Below are 23,408 nucleotides of genomic sequence, written 5' to 3' on the forward strand. Positions count from 1 at the left end.
TAGAGTGGCGCCATGCCGACCACGCGCCTTCGCGGCTTCATGCTCGTATGAAGGCGCTGAATCTTGCCCTGCTTCAATGGATTGCGGCTGGCTACGAGCCCAGCCCGTGGCTTCTGCCCGTGGCGTCGGCCATCGCGCTCGGCGGGGCCTGGGCCGGCATGGCCCTCATGGGATGGGCCGCCTGGCGGCGGCCGTCGGAACGCGGCTACGTGATGGCCGCGCTGGCCTTTGCGGTGGCCACCGCGGTGATCGCGCATGCAATCGCCACGGCGCTGAATCTGCCGCGCCCCTTCATGCTGGGTTTGAGCCCGGCCTACATTGCCCATGGCGCGCGCGGATCGCTGCCGAGTGCGCACGCTGCGGTGATGTTCACGGTTGCGCTGGTGTTTCTGCTGCGTCCTCGGCTTCGGGATCTGGGCATCGGCGTGGCGGCCCTGGCCGCGATCAACGGCTGGGCGCGTGTTTACGTCGGGGTTCATTTCCCAGCCGACATCGCGGCCGGGTTCTTGCTGGCCGTCGTGATGACGGGCATCTTTCTCGGGGTGCGGCGTTGGTATCGGCGCCATGTCGCACCGAGGATCGCGCGCGGCGACCTGCGCGTGCGAGCGCCAGCCTTCGACGCCGACCCTCAACGACGCGCATGATGCTTGACCAGTCATGGACTGGCTGGGTATCGGCGGAGGGACCCACATGCTGCGCAACGACGTCTGTGGATGGATGATCGAGGAGACATGAGTTCCCCCTTGCTCTCCATCCGCGGGCTGCACTCCGCCTTCGGCGGCCCCTTCGACATGGAGATCGGCCATGGCGAATGCGTGGCCGTCCTCGGCAAGTCGGGCTCCGGCAAGAGCGTGCTGCTGCGCCTGATTGCCGACATGGACCCGGGCACCGGCGAGGTCGAGCTCGAAGGGCGCAGCCGCGACAGCTGGCCCGCGCCCGAATGGCGGCGGCGCGTGGTCTACCAGGCGGCCGAGCCGGCCTGGTGGGCGCCGGACGCCGCGGCGCATTTCCGTCCGGGCGATGCGGCGCTGATCCATGCGCTGCTGCCAACGCTGGACCTCGCGCTCGACGTGCTTCGCGTCGACATTGCAAGGCTGTCGACCGGCGAGCGCCAGCGGCTGGCGCTCGTGCGTTCGCTGGCCCGCGCGCCCCGGGTGCTGCTGCTCGACGAGCCCACCGCCTCGCTCGATCCCGCCTCGGCCTCGGCCATGGAGGCCCTGCTTCGCAACCGCCTCGATGCCGGCCTGGCCATTCTCCTGGTCACGCATTCGCGCGAGCAGGCCGGGCGAATGGGCCGGCGTGCCTTCGAGATGATCGACGGGAAGCTGCATCCGCTATGAGCCGCCGGGCCGTTCCCAAGGCGAATACCGTAGCGCGTAGCGCGGAGGTTATCCAATGAGCGTCGTCCACCTCGATATCGTGGACGTCGCGCTGGCCGCGCTGCTCGTGCTCGTCAATGCAGGCGCATCGCTCGTGCTGCGCTTGCGGCTGCACTGGCCGATGCTGTGGGCGGCGCTGCGGATGATGGTTCAGCTGCTGCTCGTGGGCCTGGTGCTGCGGCTCGTGTTCGGCGCGGCATCGGCCGCCGCCACGCTGGCGATCGTCGTGCTGATGATCCTGGCCGCGGCGCGCGAGGTGGCCGTCCGGCCGAGGCAAAGGCTCCAGGGCGGCGGCAACTACCGCATCGGCGCGCTGGTGGTGACGCTGTCGAGCGTGGCGACCGTGGTGCTGGCGCTGGCGACCGCGATCAGGCCCGAGCCCTGGTACGACCCGCGCTACGCCATTCCCCTGATGGGCATCGTGCTGGGCAGCGTGCTGAACTCGGCCAGCCTAGGGCTGGACAGCTTCTTCGGCGAGGTGGCGGCGCGCCGCGCGGCGATCGAGGCACAGCTGGCGCTCGGCGCCACCAGCCGCGAGGCGCTGGCCGAACCCATCCGCTCGGCGATACGCCGCGGCATGATCCCGATCGTCAACCAGATGTCTGCCGCGGGCATCATCACGCTGCCGGGCATCATGACGGGGCAGTTGCTGGCCGGCATGGACCCCGTCGAATCGGCCAAGTACCAGATCCTGCTGCTCTTTCTGCTGACCGGCGCCGGCGGGCTGGCTGCGGCCGGTGCGGTCTACCTCGCCGCGCGCTCCATCACCGACGAAAGGCATCGCCTGAGGATCGATCGCCTCGCGCATTCCTCCGAAAGCGCCTGAGCACCGAGGCTATCCCGGCCGCGCGGCGAGCATGCCATCGGCAATGCGCTGCGCGGTGTTGATGGAATCCGTGAGGCCCAGGTGCCCGTGGCCGATCGCGAGCCACAGGCCGGGCCGGCCGGCTGCCGGGCCGATGACCGGCACCGAATCGGGCATGCAGGGCCGGTGGCCCATCCACTGCGTGGACGACAGCGCCTCGAGCCCGCCGAAGGTCTCGCGCGCAATGCGCTCGAGGATCGCGGCGCGGCGCGGTTCGGGCGGGCTCGCGAGGCCGCCGAACTCCACCGTGCCGCCCACGCGCAGGCCGTCTTCCATCGGCGTGACGAAGATCTTGCGGTCGGCCAGGATCACGGTGCGCGAGACGGTGTCGCGACCGCCGTCGAACTGCACGTGGTAGCCGCGCTGGCTTTCGAGTGCGAGCCGCACGCCGAGCGGATCCAGCAGCCGGCGCGCCCACGCGCCGGCGGCCACCACGACCCGATCGAAGGTGTTGGCCGCGGCATCGGCCTCGGCGGCCGTGCGCAGCTGCCAGCGCCCGTCGGCCAGCGGCGTCATCGCCTGCACCTCGTCGCGCCGCTGTTGGCCGCCGCGCCTGGCGAAGCCGCGCACCATCGCCTGCACGTAGCGGAAGGGATTGACGATGGTCGCGTGGTCGGCCATGAAGACGCCGACCTGGTAGCGCTCGCCCACGCGCGGCTCGAGCGCCAGGATGCCGGCGCGGTCGAGTTGCTGAAACTGGTAGCCGTAGTACCTGCGCATGCGCCAGGTGCCGGCGTCCTTGGCCAGCGCCCGCGCGTCGGGATAGAGATGCAGATGTCCGCGGCGCACGAACAACTCGGGCACGCCCAGCTCGCGCGCAAGCTGGGCGTGGCGGTCGACGGCGCCCGCGTGCAGCGCGGCCAGCTTGGCGGCCGAGAGCGCGACGCGCGAGGGCTGCGCGGAGGCGACGAAGCGCAGCAGCCAGGGCAGCGCCGTCGGCAGGTAGCGCATCGGAAGGTGCAGCGGGCTTTCCTCGTCCAGCAGCATGCCGGGCACCGAGGACAGAATCCCCGGCATCGCGAGCGGCGCCAGCGAGCTCGGGCTGATGGCGCCCGAGTTGCCGTAGCTGCAGCCGCGCCCGGGCTCGTCGCGATCGATCAGCGTGACCGCGGCGCCGCGCTTCTGCAGCGCGAGCGCAATGCAGCTGCCGACGACGCCTGCACCGACGACCGCGACGGCGAGCTGCGTTTCACGCACCGGCACGTCCGGCATCGGCAGCGGCGCCGGATCGTCGGCGCTGCAGCGCGTGCGCCGCGGCGCCGGGCAGGGCGGCGGCGAGCAGGAAGGCGGTCAAAAGGGAACGTCGCAACATCGAGGATTCGTGAATCGCGCACTGTATTACCTGTCATATTGTCTATCAATATGTGATATCGCAATGCAATAATGCGCGATCGATCTCGAGGCAAGCATGTCCCAAGCCAGATCCACCGCTGCAGCGGCCGCCCGCAAGGCGCGCAAGGCCGGCGCCGGGCTCGAAAGCCCGCTCTTCATGGGTTCGGTCGCCAAGTGCTTCCAGGTGCTGGAGGCGCTCAACGCCGCCGGGCGCGCGGTGGCGTTGACGGAACTGTCAGCCATTGCGCAGATGGACCGCAGCGCGGTGCAGCGCATCACGCACACGCTGCACGCGCTGGGCTACCTGCGCCAGCATCCCGTCACGCGGGCCTTCACGCTCTCAGGTCGGATGCTCGAGTTCGGCCACACCGTGCTGGCGACGGACCGCCTGCGCGACAAGGTGACGCCGCATCTCGATGCGCTGAACCGCAAGACCGGCGAAACCGTGAACCTGATGGAGCTGGAAGGCCAGGAGATCGTCTATGTCGCGCGTTTCCCGAGCCTGCACGCGGTCAGCGTCGACCTGCACGTGGGTTCGCGCCTGCCGGCCTTCTGCAGCGCTGCCGGCCGCGCGATCCTGGCGCAGCTCGACGAAGAGGCGGCGCTCGCGATGCTGGCGGCGGCCAAGCGAACGCCGATGACCAAGCGCACCGTGACCGATCTACCGGGGTTGCGCGCAGTGCTCGCGAAAGTGCGCGAACTCGGCTATGCGCTGAATGACCAGGAAGCCTTTGTAGGCGACATCTCGATCGCGGCGCCGCTCGTGAACCGCGCGGGCGAGCCGGTCGGCGCCGTCAACATCGCGGTGCCTTCGCCGCGCTGGCTGCTGGCGGACGTGCTGCGCCGCCTGGTTCCGGATCTCATGAAGACCGCGCGCGCCATCAATGACGAGCTGACCGATCTTTGATGACAGCCGGCAGCGCTCCGGCTGTGGCGGAGGTCAGCGCGAGGGCGCGTCCTTGCAGTCGTCGAGCAGGGCGATCGACTGTTCGACCCGGTGCGCGATCTCGTCGTGCAGCGCCTTCGGCTCCCTGCTGGTTGCCGTGAGGAGCAGCATGCCGGTGCCAAGGGCCGCAAGAAGGCCCGTGAGCAGCTCTGAGTAGGTCAAGACGTCCATCTTTGTCCTTGGCGTTAGTGATGGCCCGGAATCGAGCGAGCGCGAAGTCTCCCACCGGGCCCCAGCCCCTTCAATACGCCATTTGGGGGAGGTGGCTACTGAACGACCAGCCCGTCCAGGGCCGGATCGGCGGCCGGCGCCTTGAGCTTCATCTCGCGCAGGGTCTTCACAAGCAGCTGCGCGATCATCAGGTTTCGATGGCGCTTGCTGTCGGCCGGCACCACGTGCCAGGGCGCGTGGGCGCTGGAGGTGGCGGCCAGCGCCCGTTCGTAGGCACGCTGGTAGTCGTCCCACTTCTTGCGCGCGTCCAGGTCGCCCAGCTTGAATTTCCACCGCTTGTCGGGCTCGTCGATGCGCGCCTGCAGGCGTTCGCGCTGCACTTCCTTGCTGATGTGCAGCATGCACTTGACGATCACCGTGCCGGTCTCGGCGAGCAGTCGCTCGAAGTCGTTGATCTGCGCGTAGCGGCGCCGAATCTCGGCCTTGTCGATCCAGCCTTCGACCACCGGCACCAGCACGTCTTCGTAGTGGCTGCGGTTCCACACCATGATCTCGCCGTTGTGCGGTACCTCGGCGTGACAACGCCACAGGTAGTCGTGTGCGCGTTCCTCTTCGCTCGGCACCTTGAAGGCCGTCACCCGCACGCCGAGCGGCGAGGTGCGCGAGAACACCCAGCGGATGGTGCCGTCCTTGCCGCTGGTGTCCATGCCTTGCAGCACCAGCAGCAGCTTGCGTCGGCCCTCGGCATGCAGCAGGTTCTGCAGCTCGTCGAGTTCGACCGCCAGCGCATCGAGCCGCTCGCGCTGCGTGTCCTCGTGCCCTTCGATGAAAGTCGTATCGGCGGAATCGATGGCGGCGAGCTTGAACTTGCTGCCGACGCGGTACTTCTTGAAGCTGGGCATGCGCAGGTACTCCTCTCGGAAACGACAAGCCCGAGAGGGTACGCGATGTTCAACTGTCGTCGGGATCCAGCGATGCGCTCCAGCGGCTGTCCCAGTCGACGCGGCGCGCCTGGTCGAGCTCGCGCCGGTCGCGCTTGGTGGGCCGCCCCTGTTCGATGCTGAGCGCCGGCTCGCTGCCCATGCGGCGCTGCTCGCGCGCGGCCGCCTGCGCCGCCAGGCTCTCGGGCGTTTCTTCGTAGAGCTGCTGCGCCACCGGCGCCGGGCCGCGCTGGCCGCTGAGGCCGCGCACCAGGACGATGCGCGTCAGGGCGCCGAGCCGCATCGCCACCGTGTCGCCCACCTTCACCTCGCGCGAGGCCTTGGCCACGTCGCCGTTGACCTGCACGCGGTTCTTTGCGATCTCTTCGGCCGCGAGCGAGCGGGTCTTGAAGAAGCGTGCGGCCCAGAGCCACTTGTCGATGCGAAGTCGATCCATGTGCTTCAAGTATCGCGCGCCAGCGGGAGATGCACGACGGCATCCAGCCCGACATGCTGTCCGCCGGCTTCCCGGTTGTCGAGTGCGATGCGCCCGTCCAGCGCGAGCACGATTTCGCGGCAGATCGCCAGCCCGAGTCCGGAGCCGCTGGCCAGGTCGCCGGCCGCGAAGGGCGCGAAGAGGCGCTGCCGCAATTCGTCGGAGATGCCGGGTCCGTCGTCGCGCACGCCGAGCACCGCCATCTCGCCCTCGGCATGCACGCGGACGGCGAGCGCGCCGCCGCGGGGGCTGTGCTTGATGGCGTTGTGCAGCAGGTTGCGCGCGAGTTCCTGCAGCATCCAGCGGTGCGCGCGCACCCATACCGGCGCCGCGTCGACCGAGAGCTCGAAGTCGAGCGCCTTGTCCGCCAGCAGCGGCGACAGGTCGAGCGCCACCTGGCGCACCGCCTCGCCGAGCTCCAGCGTCGCCGACTCGGGCTGCTGCCGCAACTGCTCCACCTTGGCGAGCGAGAGCATCTGGTTGGCAAGCAGGGTCGCGCGCTCCACTGTTTCGCTGATCTCGCCCAGCGCCTGCGCGGTCGGCACGTCGCCGCGGCGCGCCGACTGCACCTGGGCCTTGAGCACGGCCAGCGGCGTGCGCAGCTGGTGCGCGCTGTCGCGCACGAAACGCTTCTGGTGGTCCAGGAGCCGCTGCAGCCGACCCATGACCCGGGTGGTGGCGTCGACCAGCGGGCGCAGCTCGCGCGGCGCATCGGGTGCGTCGATCGGCGAGAGGTCGTCGGCGGCCCGGGCCTCGATGGCTTCGCCCAGCTCGCGCACCGGCCGGGTCGCGCGCTGCACCACGAACACGGTGACCCCCGCGATCACGCCCAGCAGCACCAGCTGGCGCCAGAGCGTGTCGATGAGCAGCTTGCGCGCCAGCGTCTCGCGCAGCTCCAGCGTCTCGGCCACCTGAACCACGGCCATGCCGCGCCCGCGCGCGCTTGCCACCGGCTGCAGCAGCACCGCCACGCGCACCGGCTGCTCGCGGAAGCGTGCATCGTAGAAGTCCACCAGCGCGGCATAAGGCGGCCGGTCCGGCAGCTTGCCGCGCCAGAAGGGAAGTTCGGCAAAGCCCGAGATCATTTCGCCGTCCTGCGCCGACACGCGGTAGAACATGCGGCTTTTGTTGTCGGCCTCGAAGGCTTCGAGCGCGGAGTAGGGGACGATGGCGCGCAGCGACGCGGCCTCGTCATAGCCCTCCACATCGAGCTGCTCGCCGATGGTCTTGGCCGAGGCGAGCAGCGTGCGGTCATAGGCGGTGGTCGCGGCCGCAAGGCTCTGGCGGTAGAGGCTCACGCTGTTGATCACGATGAACAGCGCGACCGGCGCCAGGATGCCGACCAGCAGCCTGGCGCGCAGCGAGAAGGGCCGGATCATCGTTCTTCGCGCAGCAGATAGCCCAGGCCGCGCAGCGTCATCAAGGCGGCGCCGGTGCCGGCCAGCTTCTTGCGCAGCCGGTAGACGACGACCTCGATCGCTTCGTACTGCACGTCCGTCTCACCGGGAAAGACCAGCTCGAACAGGCGTTCCTTGCTGACCGCGTGGCCCGGCTTGACCATCAGCGCCTTGAGCAGCGCGAGCTCGCGCGGCGTGAGCTCGAGCACCTCGGCGCGGTGGTAGATGGCGCCGCTGTCGGCTTCGTAGCGCAATCCGCCGACCTGCGGCAGCTGGGTCAAGGCCTCGGGCCCAGCGCTCCGGTGGCGCCGGTGCAGGGCGCGGATGCGCGCTTCGAGTTCGTCGAGGTCGAAGGGCTTGGGCAGGTAGTCGTCGGCGCCTGCGTTGAGGCCGACGACGCGGTCGCCGACCGTGCCGCGCGCGGTCAGGAGCAGCACCGGCGTGCGCAGGCCTTCGGCACGCGCCTGCGCCAGCACCTGCAGGCCGTCCAGCGTGGGCAGGCTGAGGTCGAGCGCCACCACGTCGGGCTCGAGGGCGCGCCATTGCGCGAGCGCCTCCGCGCCGTCGCCGCAAAGACGCACGTCGATCATGCGGCGCCCGAGCGTGCGCTGCAGCGTGGTTTGCATCGACAGATCGTCTTCGACTAGCAGCAGCTTCATGGCCGGAATTTCGGTGTTTACCCCAGTGTGCCGGACAGCCAACTGACAGCGGGGCGGCGCATCATAGCGGGCGTTCAGCTTCCTAGATCCAAGGAGACATGCATGCGTCGAGATACCTTTCTGAAGTCCCTGGCCGCCCTGGCCGCCACCGGTGCCTTGCCACTCTCGGCTTGGGCCGGCCCTAACGTCAAGATGATGATCCCGGCCAATCCTGGCGGCGGTTGGGACACCACGGGCCGTGCGCTGGGCAAGGCGATGACCGACAGCAAGCTCGCCGACACGGTCACCTATGACAACAAGGGCGGCGCCGCCGGCGCGCTCGGCCTGGCCCAGTTCGTCAACGGCTCCAAGGGCGACCCGAATGCGCTGATGGTGATGGGCGCCGTGATGCTGGGCGGCATCATCACCGGCAAGCCGCCGGTCAACCTCTCGCAGGCCACGCCGATCGCGCGCATCACGAGCGAGTACAACGTGTTCGTGCTGCCGGCGAGTTCGCCGCTGAAGACCATGAAGGACGTGGTCGAGCAGCTCAAGAAGGACCCGGGCAGCGTCAAGTGGGGCGGCGGTTCGCGCGGCTCCACCGAGCACATCGCCGCGGCCATGATCGCGCAGAAGGTCGGCGTCGATCCGTCCAAGATCAACTACGTCGCCTTCCGCGGCGGCGGCGAAGCCACGGCGGCCATCCTGGGCGGCAACGTCACCGTCGGCGGCAGCGGCTACAGCGAGTTCGCCGAATACATCAAGACGGGCAAGATGCGCGCCATCGCCGTCACCTCCGGCACGCGCCTGCCCGGCAGCACCGTGCCGACGCTCAAGGAGCAGGGCATCGACGTCGAGATCGGCAACTGGCGCGGCGTCTACGGCGCGCCCGGCATCACGGCCGAGCAGCGCAAGGCGTTGACCGACCTGGTGCTGGCGGCGATCAAGACGCCGACCTGGGCCGAGGCCATGAAGAAGAACGACTGGACGCCGGCCGTCCTGTCGGGCGAGGCCTTCGCCAAGTTCGTGGACGACGAGTTCGCGAGCCTGCGCGCGACCATGATCAAGTCCGGCATGGTCTGAGCGCGCATTCGCGAAAGCGCGGGAGCACGCCCGGCGGCGTGCTCCTTTCTTCCTTGACCAACGCGAGGTCCAGAACAATGTCCAACATCGACCCCCTCTCGAGCGGATACGCGTCGCTCGAGCCCCAATCGCCGCCGCCCGCCGTCTGGCCGCAGACGCTGGTCGGCGTCGGCATCCTTCTCACCGGCCTGGCGCTCGGCTTCGGCGCGATCGGCATCTCGTCCGAGGCCGGCTACGGCGGCGTCGGCCCCAACTTCCTGCCTTGGCTGGTGTCGGTCGCGCTCACGGTGTGCGGCGCCTGGATCATCTGGGAGTCGCGCACTGGCGGTTTCCGCGAGATGGATGCGCCTTCCGGTGCGGTGCAGACCTACTGGAGCGGCTTCGCCTGGGTGACGGCCGGGTTGCTGCTCAACGCGGCGCTGATCACCACCATCGGCTTCATCCTGAGCTGCACGCTGTGCTACCTGCTGGCCGTGCAGGGCCTGCGGCGCGCGAACGGCCAGGCGGCCGTCAATGCGCCGCGCACCTGGATCACCGACATCGTGACCGGCCTGCTGATCTCGGCACCGGTGTTCTGGCTCTTCACCAAGTTCCTGGCGATCAACCTGCCGGGCCTGACGACCACGGGATGGCTCTGACATGGACATCTTCAATGCATTGATGCAGGGCTTCGCGCTCGCGATCACGCCCGTCAACCTGCTCTGGTGCCTGGTGGGTTGTGCCCTCGGCACGGCCGTCGGCGTGCTGCCCGGCATCGGCCCCGCGGTGGCAGTGGCGATGCTGCTGCCGATCACCGGCAAGGTCGACATCACGGCCTCGATGATCTTCTTCTCAGGCATCTACTACGGCGCCATGTACGGCGGCTCGACCACCTCCATCCTGCTCAACACGCCGGGGGAAACGGCGAGCATGGTGACGGCGATGGAGGGCAACAAGATGGCCAAGAGCGGCCGCGCCGGCGCCGCGCTGGCCACCGCTGCCATCGGCTCCTTCGTGGCCGGCAGCATCGCCACCGTGGTCGTCACGCTGTTCGCGCCCTTCGTGGCCGACTTCGCCGTCCAGCTCGGGCCGCCCGAATATTTCCTCTTGATGGTGCTGGCCTTCACGACCGTGAGCGCCGTGCTCGGCAAGAGCACGCTGCGCGGCATGACGGCGCTCTTCATCGGCCTCGCAGCCGGCTGCATCGGGCTCGATCAGATTTCCGGCCAGGGGCGCTACACCGGCGGCATTCCTGAGCTGCTCGACGGCATCGAGATCGTGCTGGTCGCGGTCGGCCTGTTCGCGGTGGCCGAGGTGCTCTATGCGGTGCTCTACGAAGGCCGCGTGGTCGAAAGCCAGAACAAGCTGAGCCGCGTGCACATGACGGCGCGCGACTGGAAGCGCTCGATCCCGGCTTGGCTGCGCGGCACCGCGATCGGCGCGCCCTTCGGCTGTATTCCGGCCGGCGGCACCGAGATCCCGACCTTCCTCAGCTACGCGACCGAGAAGAAGCTCGCCAAGGACCCGGACAGCAAGGCCGAGTTCGGCACCAAGGGCGCGATCGAAGGCGTGGCCGGCCCCGAAGCCGCCAACAACGCGACCGTGACCGCCGCGCTGATCCCGCTGCTCACCCTCGGCATCCCGACCTCGAACACCACGGCCATCCTGCTCGGCGCGTTCCAGAACTACGGCATCCAGCCCGGGCCGCAGCTCTTCACCACCTCGGCCGCGCTGGTGTGGGCGCTGATCGCGTCGCTCTACATCGGCAACGTGATGCTGCTGGTGCTGAACCTGCCGATGGTCGGCCTGTGGGTCAAGCTGCTCAAGATCCCGAAGCCGCAGCTCTACGCCGGCATCCTGATCTTCGCCACGGTCGGCGCCTACGGCATGCGCCAGAGCGCCTTCGACCTGGTGCTGCTCTACGTGATCGGTGTGCTGGGCGTCGTCATGCGGCGCTTCGATTTCCCGACCGCGCCGGTGGTGGTGGGCATGATCCTGGGCCCGCTCGCCGAAGCGCAACTGCGCAACGCGATGTCGATCGGCGAGGGCAGCGCGGCGGTGTTCTTCCAGCGGCCCATGTCCTTCGTGCTGATCGTGGTCGTGCTGGCGGTGCTGATCCTACCGCGCGTGGCCAAGGCGATGGCGGAGCGCAAGGAGCGGCGCGCGGGCGCTGCGGCCTGAAGCGGCGGGTCCGCTAAGCTACGATCTCTTCGCCGCTGCGCTGATCGCCAAGCCACAAGGCTGGCGAGCGGCGCGCGTGACGGCGGTGTTTGGTCTTGGCGCGAGTTCTTGAAGCCGGACCACAAGCCATGCACAAGATCTCACCATGAGTCGACAACCCCTGCGAATTCGATTGGGCAGCCGCTGGACCTTCTTTACCTACTCGCGTACCGACGTGCGCTTGCTCGGGACCGTTCAGGAAGGCATGCAGATCGGCGCATTGGCGCAGATGGAGGACGGCTCCTATGCGCAGATCAATGGCGACGTGGTTCGTGTGCTCAATACCAGCCGCGTCAAGAAAGCCCTGGGGCGCGACTTCGAGGCGCATGTTCCGAGCCAGTCCGGCCATCGAACGCCGCCGCTCGTGGTTCCGACCGTTGTCGTCAAGAAACGTCGCCTTGTCCAGCGACCCGTGGTGCGAGCCGCTGACGAAGAATGAGATTTCGATCCCGGTTGACGTGACGCGCATGCTAGAGCGCGGCTGACAAGCCGATCCCGCCATGGCACCATAACCCTCCGCTGGCACTGCCCAGCCGGGGGTGATGGGATGCCGCTGAAACAGCAGATCCGCTTCTGCACCGCGCCCGACGGCGTGCGGATCGCCTATGCCACGAGCGGCAGGGGGCCGCCCCTGCTGAAAGTCGGCAACTGGCTCTCGCATCTCGAGTTCGACCTCACCAGCCCGGTCTGGGGCCACGTCCTCGAGATGCTGTCGTCCCGCAACACCCTGGTGCGCTATGACCAGCGCGGCACCGGCCTGTCGGACCGGGTGGTCGAGCAGGTGAGTTTCGAAGTCTGGCTGCAAGATCTGGAGACGGTGATCGATGCCGCCGGCCTCGAACGCTTTCCGATGCTCGCCATCTCCCAGGGCGTCAGCCTGGCCATCGCCTACACGGCGCGCCATCCCGAGCGGGTGAGCCGCCTGGTGCTGCAGGGCGGCTATGCGCGCGGGCGCAGGAAGCGCGGCGGTGGGCGGGTGCTCGACGAGGAAGCCGAAACGCAGGCGAAGCTGATGGAGATCGGCTGGGGCCGTGCGGATGCGGCCTTCCGCCAGTTCTTCACGAGCCAGTTCCTGCCCGAAGGAACGCCCGAACAGCATCAGTGGTTCAACGAACTGGCGCGCGTGTCGACCTCGCCCTCCAACGCGGCGCGCACCTTGCGGGCCTTCGACAGCATCGACGTGTCCGACCTGCTGCCGCAGGTGCATTGCCCGACGCTGGTGCTGCATGCCACCGGCGATCTGCGCGTGCCCTTCGACGAAGGCCGCCTCATCGCGGGCGCCATCACGCAAGCCCGCTTCGTGCCGCTGCACAGCGTGCACCACCTGATGCTCGCGCAGGACGAGGTCTGGCCGCTGTGGGTCGAAGAGGTGCGGGACTTCCTCGGCACCGCCGATGCCGGGGCGCAAGACCCGGCGCTCGCACGCCTGACCGCACGCGAGCGCGAGGTGCTGGAACTCATTGCGCAGGGCCGCGACAACACCCAGGCGGCGGCGGCGCTGCAGCTCAGCGAAAAGACGGTGCGCAACCACATCACCAGCATCTTCGCCAAGCTTGAAGTCGAAAACCGGCCGCAGGCGATCGTGCTGGCCCGCAACGCTGGTTTGGGACGCGGCTGAGGCCTACCCCGGACCGTGGTCCCGGGCTTTGCGTGTCGTGCGGCCCGTCGAACGCGATTTCCGGGACCACCGCCTCATGGTCCCGAAGGCTGCTTCTTCGAACAATGAGTTCATCCCCTGACGCGTTCGAAGGAGCCCACCATGCAGTCCGTACAGACCGTGTCGTCCCAGGCGACATCCACCCTCCGCTATGCCCGTTGCATCGAGAACTCGAAGCGCATCCGCTGGGACATCGATCGCGACGTGATCCGCCAGCGCGAGTTCGGCGCGGCCGACAAGTTCCTGCCCGACGGGCTGACGCTGCTGCAGGAGCGCCTCGCTTTCCTGAGCTCCGGCGAGCGGCGTTTCCTGAACCGGATCCAGGGCCGCACCTACGCCAGCATGTTCGGCCTGCTCGAACGCTTCGTCGGCGCCAAGATGCTCGAAGTGAGCCGCGATCACTGGCTGGGCGACCAGGTGGCGCTGGAGGCGCTGGTGCGCTTCACCGACGAGGAGCTCAAGCACCAGGAGCTGTTCCGCCGCATCGAAGGCCTGGCCGCGCGCTGCATGCCGGCCGGCTACCTGTTCGTGCCCGAGCCCAACACGGTGGCGCAGTTCGTGCTCGGCAAGTGCACCTGGGCTGTGCTCGCGCTGACCTGCGACGTCGAACTCGTCACGCAGGTGCACTACCGCGAGAGCATTGCGGTGGATGCCGAGATCTCGGCGCTCTTCAAGGACGTGTTCCTCTTCCACTGGAAGGAGGAGTCGCAGCATGCCGTGCTCGACGAACTCGAGTGGCAGCGCGAGGACGCGAAGCTCACGCCGGAAGAACGCGATGCGGCCGTCGACGATCTCATCGCGCTGGTGGCCGGCATCGACGGCCTGCTGCAATTGCAGGCGGAGGCCGATAGTGCGTACTTCATGGCCAACAAGCCGCAGGCCGGCGTGCTGGACGCGGGCGAGGTAGAGACCATCCGCAAGACCCTGCTGGCGGCCTACCGGTGGCAGTACATCCACTCGGGTGCAGGCCAGGCGCGCTTCGGCGAACTGCTGACGGGGCTGATCACGCCTGCGCAGGGCCAGCGCATCCAGGCCGCCCTGGCCGGACTGCAATGATGCCGGCTAGCGAGGCGCGGTGCGATCGGCCGGCAGCACGATGGTTGCGCGGCCGTCGCGCGAGCGAACCGCATCGGAGCCGCTGGAGGGCAGTGGCGCGCCGGCCGGGCTGACGATCGTGGCGCGGCCGTCGGCGGAGGGCGCCGTGACGTCCGTTGGCGGGCCGCCGAGGGCGCGGTCCAGCGCGTTGCCGGCGGCGCGGATGCAGGCTTCGCGCGCCGGCGCCGCCAGCGTGCCGCTGTTGCAGGCCGCGATCTCTCTTTCGTAGCGTTGCCGGGCCTGCACCTCTTGGGCCGATTGGGCGCCCGCGGCCGTGGCCGCCGCCAGCAGGACGGCGCAGAACATCGCGGCAGGAATGCGCTTCGGGTTCATGGTTTGCCTCCGTGTGGGATCACGATGGCCCATGCTGCCTCAGTTCGGCGCCGGCTGCTGCTTCAGCGGCGGCGCCCCTTCCGGCGCATCGGCAGGGTCGGGCGCGCGGCCGCGGATGCGCGCGACCTTGCGCTTGATCCAGTGTTCGATGTCATCGATGTAGGTGAACACCGCCGGCACCACCAACAGACTCAGCACGGTGGAGGTGATCAGGCCGCCGATCACCGCCATCGCCATCGGCGCGCGGAAGCTGGAATCGGCCGCACTCAGCCCGAAGGCGATCGGCGTCATGCCGGCACCCATGGCCAGCGTGGTCATGATGATCGGCCGCGCGCGCTTGTGGCAGGCGTCGCGCAACGCGTCCCAGCGGCTCATGGCGTGGTCGCGGCGAGCGACGATCGCGTATTCGACCAGCAGGATCGAGTTCTTGGTCGCTACCCCCATCAGCATGATGAAGCCGATCATCGAGGGCATGGAGAGCGCCTTCTGGCCGATCAGCAGGCCGAGGAAGGCGCCGCCGAGCGCCAGCGGCAGCGCGCACAGGATCGTGACCGGGTGCAGGAAGTCCTTGAACAGCAGCACCAGCACGATGTAGATGCACAGCACGCCGGTCAGCATCGCCAGGCCGAAGCTCGCGAACAGCTCGCTCATCATCTCGGCGTCGCCGACCTCGGCCACCCGCACGCCGGGCGGCAGGTTCTGGATCGAGGGCAGCTTCATCGCCGCGGTCTTCGCATCGCCCAGGCCGACGCCCGAGAGCTCGATCTCGAAGTTAACGTTGCGCGAGCGGTCGTAGCGGTCGATCACAGCCGGGCCGCCTTCCATCGTCAGCGTGGCGACCTGGCCGAGCATCACGGGGCCGTTCTTGCCGGGCACGCTGAGCCGTTCGAGCAGCGCGAGGTTCTGGCGCGCCGAGTCCTCGAGCTTGACCACGATCGGCACCTGGCGCTGCGCCAGGTTGAGCTTGGGCAGCGCCTGGTCGTAGTCGCCCAGGGTCGCGACGCGCAGCGTCTCGGCGATGGCCGAGCTGGTGACGCCCAGGTCGGCCGCGCGCGCGAAGTTCGGGCGCACCGCGATCTCGGGACGGATCAGGCTCGCGGTCGAAGTGATGTTGCCCAGGCCGGGAATGGTGCGCAGGTCCTTCTCGACCGCGCGTGCCGCGCTTGTGAGCGCCGCCGGGTCTTCGCCGGTCAGCACCAGGATGTACTTCTCGCCCGAGCCACCCAGGCCCACGGTGCTGCGCACGCCGGGCAGGGTCTCGAGCGCCCTGCGGATCTCGTTCTCGATGCCCTGCTTGCGCGGCCGGTCGCCGCGGTCCGCCAGCTTGATGGTGAGCGTGGCCTTGCGCGTTTCGGGCGTGCCGAAGTTGGCGAAGGGATCGCCGCCCGCGCTGCCGCCGCCCACTGTGGTGTAGACGCTCTTCACATGCTCGACCGCCATCACGCGTTGCCGCGTCTCCTCGGCCATCGCCATGGTCTGGGCCAGCGTCGAGCCCGGCGGCAGCGACAGATAGACCTGGGTCTGCGAGTTGTCGTCGGGGGGGATGAAGCCGGTCTTGAGCAGCGGGATCATCGCCACCGAGCCGAAGAAGAAGAGGGTGGCCAGCACCATGGTGGTGAAGCGGTGCCGCAGGCTGCGCTCGGCCAGGCGCATGTAGAAGGCGAGCCAGCGCGGCTCCTTCTCGGCGCCGACCAGGGGCTTCAGGATATAGGCCGCCATCATCGGCGTCAGCATCCGCGCCACCACCAGCGAGGCGAACACCGCCAGCGAGGCGGTCCAGCCGAACTGCTTGAAGAACTTGCCGGCCACGCCGCTCATGAAGGCGGTGGGCAGGAACACCGCGATCAGCGTGAAGGTGGTGGCGATCACCGCCAGGCCGATCTCGTCGGCGGCCTCCATCGCCGCCTGGTAGGGGCTCTTGCCCATGCGCAGGTGGCGCACGATGTTCTCGACCTCCACGATCGCGTCGTCCACCAGGATGCCGACCACCAGCGAGAGCGCCAGCAGCGTGACCACGTTGATCGAGAAGCCCAACAGGTACATGCCGATGAAAGCCGGGATCGCCGACATCGGCAGCGCCACGGCCGAGACGAAGGTGGCGCGCCAGTCGCGCAGGAACAGCCACACCACGAGCACGGCGAGCAGGGCGCCTTCGTAGAGCAGGTGCAGCGAGCCGTCGTACTCTTCCTGCACCGGCTCGACGAAGTTGAAGGCCTCGGTGAGCTGGATGTCCGGATGCTGCGCGCGCAGCTCGGCCAGCGCCTTCTGCACCGCGCCGCCGACCTCGACCTCGCTCGCGCCGCGGCTGCGCGCGACTTCGAAGCCGACCACCGGCTTGCCGTCGAGCAGCGCGGCAGCGCGCGGCTCGGCGATGGTGTCGGAGACGCGCGCCACCTGGTCGAGCCGGATGCGGCGGCCGTCCGAGAGCGGGATCTGCATGTCCGCCAGCTCGTCGGCCGAGCGCACGGTGGCCAGCGTGCGCACCGGCTGCTCGCTGCCGCCCAGGTCGGTGCGGCCACCGGCGCTTTCGGTCTGTACCTGGCGCAGCTGGCGCGAGATGTCGGCCGCGGTGGCGCCGAGCGCCTGCAGCTTGCCCGGATCGAGGTCGATGTGCACCTGGCGCGTGACGCCGCCCACGCGGTTGACGGCGCCGACGCCGCTGATGGCGAGCAGCTTTTTGGTCACCGTGTCGTCGACGAACCAAGAGAGCCCCTCCGGGTCCATGCGCGTGGAGGCGATGGTGAAGGCCAGCACCGGCTGGGCTGCGAAATCGAGCTTGTTGATTACGGGGTCGCGCACGTCGGCCGGCAGGTCGGCGCGCACGCGCTGCACCGCGGAGCGCACGTCGTCGACCGCTTCCTGCACCGGCTTCTCGAGGCGGAACTCGACGATCAGCGTGGCCGCGCCGTCCTGCACCTTGGTCGTGATGTGCTTCAGGCCCTGCACGGTGGCGATCGAGTTCTCGAGCTTGCGCGCGACGTCGGTCTCGAGTTGCGAGGGCGCGGCGCCCGGCAGCGAGGCCGAGACGGTGACGGTCGGCAGGTCGATGTCGGGGAAGTTCTGCACCTTCATCGCGTTGAAGGACAGCAGCCCCGCGAAGGTGAGCAGCACGAACAGCATCACCGCCGGGATCGGGTTGCGGATGGACCAGGCCGAGACGTTCATGGACGCTGCTCCTTGTTCGGCAAGGCGTCCACCACCCGCACCAGGTCACCGTCGTTGAGGAAGCCGGCGCCCTGGACCACCACGCGCGCATCGGCCGGCAGCCTGGTCGTGATCTCGACGCGATCGCCGACGCGGCGGCCGGTCTCGACCTTGAGTTGCGCGACGCGGTTGTCCGGCTGCAGCAAGAGCAGATGGTTGAAACCGTCGCGCGGCACGATCGACGCCTGCGGCACGGTGAGCGCGCTGCTGCGGCCGAGCTGGAAATCGCCGCGCGCGAACATGCCGGCCTTGATGCCGGTGTTCTCCAAAACGTTGGGAATGTCGACGTACACCAGCGCCGCGCGCGTCTGCGGATCGACCGTCGGCGCGATGCTGCGCACCTTGCCGCTGACCTGGGCGCCGCTGGCGCTGATGACGATGGCCGGCGTGCCGACCGCCACGCGGCTCAGTTCGGCCGAGGTCACCTCGGCGCGCCATTCGAGCCGGCCCTGGCGGATCAGCCGGAACAGCTCGGTGCCGGCGCTGAGCACACTGCCTACGGTGGCGGTGCGCGAGGAGATCACGCCGTCGTCGGGCGCCAGCACCTGCGTGTTGCGGCCGCGCACCTGCTGCGCCGCGAGCACGGCCTCGGCCGCTTCGACGCGGGCCTTGGCCGTCTGCTCGGTGGTCTGGTACTGGTTGATCTGCTGCTGGCTCAGCGCGCCGGTGGCCTGCAGCGTGCGGGCTCGCGCGGCGTTGCCGGCGGCATCGGCGGCGGTGGCCTTGGCCTCGGCGAGCGAGGCGCGTGCCTGCGCGACGTCGGCCTGCACGGTCTCGGCCGAGAAGGTGGCGAGCACCTGGCCCTTCTTGACCACGTCGCCGACGTTGACCCGCACCTCGGCCAGGCGCAGGCCGTTGGATTCGGAGCCGATGCTGGCTTCCTGCCAGGCCGCGACATTGCCGTTGGCCGCGAGCGTGACGGTGAGCTCGCTGGTCTCGGGCTTGGCGATGGTCACGGTCAGCGCCGGCTTGGCCGGCGCTGCCGCCGCATCCTTGGGCTTGGCGGCAGCGCCCTCCGGCTTGCCGCGCGAGAACATGAACGCGGCCGCGGCGAGCAGCACGACCACGGCGAGCACGATGACGAGGGTGGAACGCTTCATTCTTTTCATGATGGCGACGTTGCTGTCGTTGAGGTCGTTGTTGTCGTTGCGGATCCGGGCCGCGTCCAGCCGCCGCCCATCGAGCGATAGAGCGCCACCCAGGCCTCGGCGCGCTCGCGCTGCAGCGAGACGCGCGCGGTCTGCGCCGCGAACAGCGTGCGCCGCGAATCCTCGAGTTCGAACAGGCTGGCCAGGCCGCTCTGGTAGCGCGCGCTGGTGGCATCGAAGGAGGCCTGGTAGTTCTGCACCGCGGCATTGGCATCGCCGGCGCGCGCATCGGTGCTCTGCAGGTTGATCAGCGCTTCCTCGACTTCGCGCACCGCCTGGCGCACGTTGGCGCGGTAGAGCGCGACGGCCTCGTCGTAGCGCGCCCGCGCGGCATCGACATTGGCCGCGAGCGTGCCGCCGTCGAAGATCGGCACGCTGAGCGCGACCGGGCCGATGGTCCAGCTGTCCATCGTCTCGCGGATGCCGCTGGTGCGGATCTGCAGCCGCCCGATCGAGCCTTGCAGGGTGAGGCGCGGAAAGCGCTGCGCCAGCGCCGCGCCGGCGTCGGCGCTCGCCGCGGCCACGCCGAGCTCCGCCGAGTACACGTCGGGCCGCTGCGCAAGCGCCTCGGCCGGCACGCTGGCGACGGCCTGGACTGCCGGCAGCGGGCGATCGACCGGCGCGGCATCGAGCTTGGCCTGCAGCGTGCGCGCATCGATGCCGCTCAGAGCGACCAGCGCCTGCTGCTGCACCGCGCACTGCGCCCGCTGCTGCGTGAGGCGCGCCGACGCATCGGAGGCACCGGCGCGTGCGAGTGCGGCGTCGGCCGGCGCGGTGAAGCCGGCGCGCATCGACAGATCGTTCAGCCGTGCGGTCTCGGCACGCGACTGCGTGTCGGATGTGGCCACGGCGAGCTGGCGCCGGCAGGCGCGTTCGCCGAGGTAGGCGGTGGCGGTTTCGGCTGCGATCGAGACCCGTGCCTCGTGCCATTTCGCATCGGCGCCCGCAAGCCGAGCCTGGCTCGCATCGCGGCTCGCGCGCAGGCCGCCGAACAGGTCGATTTCCCAGCTCGATTGCAGGCCAGCCTGGATCGTCGTGACCGGCGGAATCGCGGTGAGGCCGCTGCCGCTGCTACCGGTGCCGCCGAAGCCGCTGGTGGGCGAGTTGCCGCGGCTGGCCGATACGTTGCCCGTGAGATTCGGTGCCAGTGCCGCACCCGCAGACACGCGCGTCGCGCGCGCCTCGGCAATGCGCGCGGCCGCGCTGGCCACGCTGGGACTCGCGGCCTGTGCCGCGTCGATCAATTCGACCAGGAGCGGATCGTCGAGCTGGCGCCACCAGTCGGCCAGCACGGGCAGCGAGCCGCCATGGGGCAGGGGCGTGTGCCATTGCGTGGGCGTCGGTGCAGTCACCTGCTCGGGCGGGCGCGGCAGTGCGCAGGCCGACAGCAGCAGGGGAAGCGCGAGCCAGAGCGCGGGAAGCCGGGAGTTCCTCATGAGAAAAGCGTTCCGCAAAAGTGGCGTGGCTGGCGAACCGATCGTTCGCCGCTGGGCCGGGGCGCAGCCGGGTGGGCCGTGCAAGGCGCGCAGCATAGCAAGTCTGCGAGCCTCGAGAACCATTGCCCTTACTGCAACTCGAAAAACCTTGCATCCTAACCAAGTGCTAAGAATTCATTGATGCCGAACTCGTGGGCCATTGATGCGCCGCAGGATGCGCGCGCTACGATCCGGCCATGTCAGCCGCCACCGCGCCACCGCCCGCACTGCCGCTCGATGCCGATGGCATCCTCGCGCTCGCCGCGCGCTCGATGTTCCATTTGTTCTCCAGCATCAGCCAGGGCATGTTCCTGGTCGACCGCGGCGGGCGCATCGTCTGGGTCAACGAGGGCTACCGGCGCTTCCTGCCGGCGCTGGGCTTCTCGTCCATCGACCAGTTCCTCGGCCACCAGGTGGAGGACGTGATTCCCAACACGCTGATGCATCGCGTGCTCGAAACCGGCGAGCCGATCCTGATCGACCTGCTCACCAACAAGGCCGGCACCTTCGTCGTCAGCCGCATTCCCTTGCGCGAGGAGGGCGAGGGCGGCGCGGCCGGCGCGGTCATCGGCGCGATCGGCATCGTGCTGTTCGACCATCCGGAAGACACGCTGCAGCCGCTCATCAGCAAGTTCGCGCTGCTGCAGCGCGACCTCGACGATGCGCGGCGCGAACTCGCGAGCCAGCGCAACAACCCGCTCTACCAGCAGTCGGCCGACGGCTTGCGCCGCTCGAAGTACACCTTCGCCAGCTTCATCGGCAGCAGCCCGGCGGCGGTGGAGGTCAAGCGCCATGCGCGGCGTGCGGCGCAGTCTTCCAGCCCGGTGCTGCTCCTGGGCGAAACCGGCACCGGCAAGGAGCTGCTCGCGCATGCGATCCACGCGGCCTCGGCGCGCGCACAGAAGCTCTTCGTGAGCGTGAACATCGCGGCCGTGCCCGACACGCTGCTGGAGGCCGAGTTCTTCGGCGTCGCGCCCGGCGCCTATACCGGCGCCGACCGCAAGGCGCGCGAAGGCAAGTTCAAGCTGGCCGACGGCGGCACGCTGTTCCTCGACGAGATCGGCGACATGCCGCTCGGCCTGCAGGCCAAGCTGCTGCGCGCGCTGCAGGAGGGTGAGATCGAGCCGCTGGGCTCGAACAAGCTGGTGCCCTTCGATGCGCGCGTGATCGCGGCCACTTCGCGCGACCTCGCGGTGCTGGTGCGGGAAGGGCGTTTTCGAGAAGACCTGTACTACCGGCTCAACGTGTTGCCGGTGCGCGTGCCGCCGCTGCGCGAGCGGCGCGCCGACATTCCGGCGCTGGTCGAGGCGCTGGGCGAGGACATGGCGCTGCGCAGCGCTGAGGCGCCGCCCGAGCTCACGCCCGATGCGCTGGCGCTGCTGGCCGCGCAGCACTGGCGCGGCAACATCCGCGAGCTGCGCAACGTGCTGGAGCAGGTGACCATGCGCAGCGATTCGCAGCGCATCGACGCGGCGCAGCTCGAGCGCATCCTGCGCGAGACCGGGCAGGAAAAGATTGCGGCGCCCGATGCGCTGCCGGCGGCCTCCGAAGCCGACGACGGCAAGGCGCTGCTGCGGCCGCTCGCGCAGCAGATCGCGGAGCTGGAACGCCGGGCGATCGCCGCCGCGATGGCGGAGACCGGCGGCAACAAGCTGGCGGCGTCCAGGCTGCTCGGCATCTCGCGCGCGACGCTCTACGAACGTCTGGAAAACCCTGACTGAAAAACATGCAACTGTCTGAAATTAAGGCATTTCAAGTGTCTTGATTCCAGTCTTCCGCGTCTTCGTACGAGGGAAAGTCCTTTGCCATCAAGGCGATCGTGACTGGCACGAACTGTGCAATATTCAGTCATCCCAAATCAGGAGACAAAGAATGCACCGTCGTTACATCGTCGCTATCGCGGCGCTCGCCACCTTGGCCGCTTCGGCTCTCACGACCCCCGCCTGGGCCCAGTCGAACGAGATCAAGATCGCCCACATCTACAGCAAGACCGGTCCGCTCGAAGCCTATGGCAAGCAGACCCAGACCGGCTTCATGATGGGCCTCGAATACGCCACGGGCGGCACCATGGCCGTCAACGGCAAGAAGCTCGTCGTGATCGAGAAGGACGACCAGGGCAAGCCCGACCTCGGCAAGTCGCTGCTGGCGGCGGCCTATGCCGACGACAAGGCAGCGCTCGCGGTCGGCCCCACGTCCTCCGGCGTTGCGCTGGCGATGCTGCCGGTGGCCGAGGAGTACAAGAAGATCCTGCTGGTCGAGCCCGCGGTGGCCGACTCGATCACCGGCGACAAGTGGAACAAGTACATCTTCCGCACCGGCCGCAATTCGAGCCAGGATGCGATCAGCAATGCGGTGGCGCTCGACAAGCCCGGCGTCAGCATCGCCACGCTGGCACAGGACTATGCCTTCGGCCGCGACGGCGTGAAGGCCTTCAAGGATTCGGTCAAGAAGGCCAAGGTCGTCCACGAGGAGTACCTGCCGCAGAACACCACCGACTTCACGGCCGGCGCCCAGCGCCTGATCGACAAGCTCAAGGACCTGCCGGGCCGCAAGGTGATCTGGATCGTGTGGGCCGGCGCCGGCAACCCGTTCAAGATCGCCGACCTCGACCTGAAGCGCTACGGCATCGAGATCGCCACCGGCGGCAACATCCTGCCGGCGATGGCCAGCTACAAGCAGTTCCCGGGCATGGAAGGCGCGACCTACTACTACTTCGGCATCCCGAAGAATCCGGTGAACGAGGCGCTGGTCGCGGCCCACTACAAGCAGTTCAAGACGCCGCCGGACTTCTTCACGGCCGGCGGCTTCTCGGCTGCGATGGCGGTGGTGACGGCGCTCAAGAAGACCGGCGGCGACACCGGCACCAACAAGCTCATTTCCACCATGGAAGGCATGAGCTTCGACACGCCCAAGGGCCCGATGACCTTCCGCAAGGAAGACCACCAGGCGCTGCAGAGCATGTACCACTTCAAGATCAAGGCCGACCCGGCGTTTGCCTGGGGCGTGCCGGAGCTGGTGCACGAGATCAAGGCGTCCGAGATGGACATCCCGGTAAAGAACAAGCGCTAGC

At 68.9% G+C, this 23,408-nt stretch carries 23 protein-coding genes; 12 read left to right on the top strand and 11 right to left on the bottom strand.

The annotated features are described in order from the left end of the window. Window positions 1-47: 47 nt before the first annotated feature. From ACSQ9I_RS12775 to ACSQ9I_RS12785, 3 genes are all read left to right on the top strand, one after another. Window positions 48-644: a phosphatase PAP2 family protein gene (locus ACSQ9I_RS12775; protein WP_436313403.1), complete on the top strand. Its 597-nt coding sequence runs from the start codon at window positions 48-50 to the stop codon at window positions 642-644. An 87-nt stretch (window positions 645-731) separates the two neighbouring features. After that, window positions 732-1,340 (top strand): ABC transporter ATP-binding protein, encoded by a 609-nt coding sequence (locus tag ACSQ9I_RS12780; RefSeq protein WP_436313404.1) that lies wholly within the window; start codon window positions 732-734, stop codon window positions 1,338-1,340. 55 nt (window positions 1,341-1,395) lie between these two features. Continuing rightward, window positions 1,396-2,205, top strand: a complete 810-nt coding sequence (locus ACSQ9I_RS12785; protein ID WP_436313405.1) for an ABC transporter permease — start codon at window positions 1,396-1,398, stop codon at window positions 2,203-2,205. A 9-nt stretch (window positions 2,206-2,214) separates the two neighbouring features. Here the strand turns inward: ACSQ9I_RS12785 and ACSQ9I_RS12790 are convergent, their stop codons facing one another. Together ACSQ9I_RS12790 and ACSQ9I_RS12795 are read right to left on the bottom strand one after the other, a co-directional pair. Further along, complete coding sequence (locus ACSQ9I_RS12790; protein ID WP_436313406.1) at window positions 2,215-3,441, bottom strand: NAD(P)/FAD-dependent oxidoreductase; 1,227 nt, start codon at window positions 3,439-3,441, stop codon at window positions 2,215-2,217. After that, window positions 3,434-3,556: a hypothetical protein gene (locus ACSQ9I_RS12795; RefSeq protein WP_280142649.1), complete on the bottom strand. Its 123-nt coding sequence runs from the start codon at window positions 3,554-3,556 to the stop codon at window positions 3,434-3,436. Before ACSQ9I_RS12795 ends, ACSQ9I_RS12790 begins: the two co-directional genes overlap by 8 nt. Window positions 3,557-3,652: 96 nt before the next feature. Here ACSQ9I_RS12795 and ACSQ9I_RS12800 point away from each other — a divergent pair, with 96 nt between their 5' ends. Beyond that, window positions 3,653-4,483: an IclR family transcriptional regulator gene (locus ACSQ9I_RS12800; RefSeq protein WP_093109146.1), complete on the top strand. Its 831-nt coding sequence runs from the start codon at window positions 3,653-3,655 to the stop codon at window positions 4,481-4,483. Between the two features lie 33 nt (window positions 4,484-4,516). Here ACSQ9I_RS12800 and ACSQ9I_RS12805 read toward each other — a convergent pair whose 3' ends face one another. The 5 genes from ACSQ9I_RS12805 to ACSQ9I_RS12825 all read right to left on the bottom strand — a co-directional run bounded on the left by ACSQ9I_RS12805 (window position 4,517) and on the right by ACSQ9I_RS12825 (window position 8,165). Then, window positions 4,517-4,693: a hypothetical protein gene (locus ACSQ9I_RS12805; protein WP_170855677.1), complete on the bottom strand. Its 177-nt coding sequence runs from the start codon at window positions 4,691-4,693 to the stop codon at window positions 4,517-4,519. Between the two features lie 95 nt (window positions 4,694-4,788). Then, complete coding sequence (locus ACSQ9I_RS12810; protein ID WP_436313407.1) at window positions 4,789-5,595, bottom strand: PPK2 family polyphosphate kinase; 807 nt, start codon at window positions 5,593-5,595, stop codon at window positions 4,789-4,791. A gap of 49 nt (window positions 5,596-5,644) precedes the next feature. Then, window positions 5,645-6,070 carry an RNA-binding S4 domain-containing protein gene (locus tag ACSQ9I_RS12815; protein WP_093109148.1) on the bottom strand — a complete coding sequence of 142 codons (426 nt, stop codon included), beginning with the start codon at window positions 6,068-6,070 and terminating at the stop codon, window positions 5,645-5,647. Window positions 6,071-6,075: 5 nt separating this feature from the next. Continuing rightward, window positions 6,076-7,488 carry a sensor histidine kinase gene (locus ACSQ9I_RS12820; RefSeq protein ID WP_436313408.1) on the bottom strand — a complete coding sequence of 471 codons (1,413 nt, stop codon included), beginning with the start codon at window positions 7,486-7,488 and terminating at the stop codon, window positions 6,076-6,078. Then, window positions 7,485-8,165, bottom strand: coding sequence for a response regulator (locus ACSQ9I_RS12825; protein ID WP_436313409.1), 681 nt, complete (start codon window positions 8,163-8,165; stop codon window positions 7,485-7,487). The genes ACSQ9I_RS12820 and ACSQ9I_RS12825 overlap by 4 nt, the downstream gene beginning before the upstream one ends. Window positions 8,166-8,267: 102 nt before the next feature. Between ACSQ9I_RS12825 and ACSQ9I_RS12830 the strand changes: the two genes are divergently transcribed. The 6 genes from ACSQ9I_RS12830 to ACSQ9I_RS12855 all read left to right on the top strand — a co-directional run bounded on the left by ACSQ9I_RS12830 (window position 8,268) and on the right by ACSQ9I_RS12855 (window position 14,139). Next, window positions 8,268-9,227 (top strand): Bug family tripartite tricarboxylate transporter substrate binding protein, encoded by a 960-nt coding sequence (locus tag ACSQ9I_RS12830; protein WP_093109151.1) that lies wholly within the window; start codon window positions 8,268-8,270, stop codon window positions 9,225-9,227. Window positions 9,228-9,304: 77 nt separating this feature from the next. Beyond that, window positions 9,305-9,865 (top strand): tripartite tricarboxylate transporter TctB family protein, encoded by a 561-nt coding sequence (locus ACSQ9I_RS12835; protein ID WP_093109152.1) that lies wholly within the window; start codon window positions 9,305-9,307, stop codon window positions 9,863-9,865. A 1-nt stretch (window position 9,866) separates the two neighbouring features. Further along, window positions 9,867-11,387, top strand: a complete 1,521-nt coding sequence (locus ACSQ9I_RS12840) for a tripartite tricarboxylate transporter permease (protein WP_093109153.1) — start codon at window positions 9,867-9,869, stop codon at window positions 11,385-11,387. Between the two features lie 172 nt (window positions 11,388-11,559). Continuing rightward, window positions 11,560-11,865: a hypothetical protein gene (locus ACSQ9I_RS12845; RefSeq protein WP_436313410.1), complete on the top strand. Its 306-nt coding sequence runs from the start codon at window positions 11,560-11,562 to the stop codon at window positions 11,863-11,865. A gap of 108 nt (window positions 11,866-11,973) precedes the next feature. Next, complete coding sequence (locus ACSQ9I_RS12850; protein WP_436313411.1) at window positions 11,974-13,044, top strand: alpha/beta fold hydrolase; 1,071 nt, start codon at window positions 11,974-11,976, stop codon at window positions 13,042-13,044. Between the two features lie 141 nt (window positions 13,045-13,185). After that, window positions 13,186-14,139 (top strand): hypothetical protein, encoded by a 954-nt coding sequence (locus ACSQ9I_RS12855; protein WP_436313412.1) that lies wholly within the window; start codon window positions 13,186-13,188, stop codon window positions 14,137-14,139. Between the two features lie 6 nt (window positions 14,140-14,145). Here the strand turns inward: ACSQ9I_RS12855 and ACSQ9I_RS12860 are convergent, their stop codons facing one another. Genes ACSQ9I_RS12860 through ACSQ9I_RS12875 form a run of 4 tightly spaced genes read right to left on the bottom strand, consistent with a single transcriptional unit; the run spans window position 14,146 to window position 20,299 of the window. Then, a complete protein-coding gene (locus ACSQ9I_RS12860; RefSeq protein ID WP_436313413.1) occupies window positions 14,146-14,511 on the bottom strand; it encodes a hypothetical protein in 366 nt (121 codons plus the stop codon). A 39-nt stretch (window positions 14,512-14,550) separates the two neighbouring features. After that, window positions 14,551-17,676, bottom strand: coding sequence for an efflux RND transporter permease subunit (locus ACSQ9I_RS12865; protein ID WP_436313414.1), 3,126 nt, complete (start codon window positions 17,674-17,676; stop codon window positions 14,551-14,553). Continuing rightward, the gene (locus tag ACSQ9I_RS12870; protein WP_436313415.1) at window positions 17,673-18,824 is read right to left on the bottom strand and encodes an efflux RND transporter periplasmic adaptor subunit; all 1,152 of its coding nucleotides are present in this window, start codon (window positions 18,822-18,824) and stop codon (window positions 17,673-17,675) included. Before ACSQ9I_RS12870 ends, ACSQ9I_RS12865 begins: the two co-directional genes overlap by 4 nt. Next, the gene (locus ACSQ9I_RS12875; protein WP_436313416.1) at window positions 18,821-20,299 is read right to left on the bottom strand and encodes an efflux transporter outer membrane subunit; all 1,479 of its coding nucleotides are present in this window, start codon (window positions 20,297-20,299) and stop codon (window positions 18,821-18,823) included. Before ACSQ9I_RS12875 ends, ACSQ9I_RS12870 begins: the two co-directional genes overlap by 4 nt. Before the next feature lie 236 nt (window positions 20,300-20,535). On the opposite strand from ACSQ9I_RS12875, the gene ACSQ9I_RS12880 reads away from it, so the two are divergent. Together ACSQ9I_RS12880 and ACSQ9I_RS12885 are read left to right on the top strand one after the other, a co-directional pair. Further along, window positions 20,536-22,059, top strand: coding sequence for a sigma-54 interaction domain-containing protein (locus tag ACSQ9I_RS12880; protein ID WP_436313417.1), 1,524 nt, complete (start codon window positions 20,536-20,538; stop codon window positions 22,057-22,059). A 151-nt stretch (window positions 22,060-22,210) separates the two neighbouring features. Further along, on the top strand, window positions 22,211-23,407 hold the full coding sequence (locus ACSQ9I_RS12885; RefSeq protein WP_436313418.1) for a substrate-binding domain-containing protein: 1,197 nt from the start codon (window positions 22,211-22,213) through the stop codon (window positions 23,405-23,407). Window position 23,408 lies beyond the last annotated feature (1 nt).

It is taken from the genome of Variovorax sp. LjRoot84, from assembly GCF_964254305.1.
Classification (GTDB): domain Bacteria; phylum Pseudomonadota; class Gammaproteobacteria; order Burkholderiales; family Burkholderiaceae_C; genus Variovorax.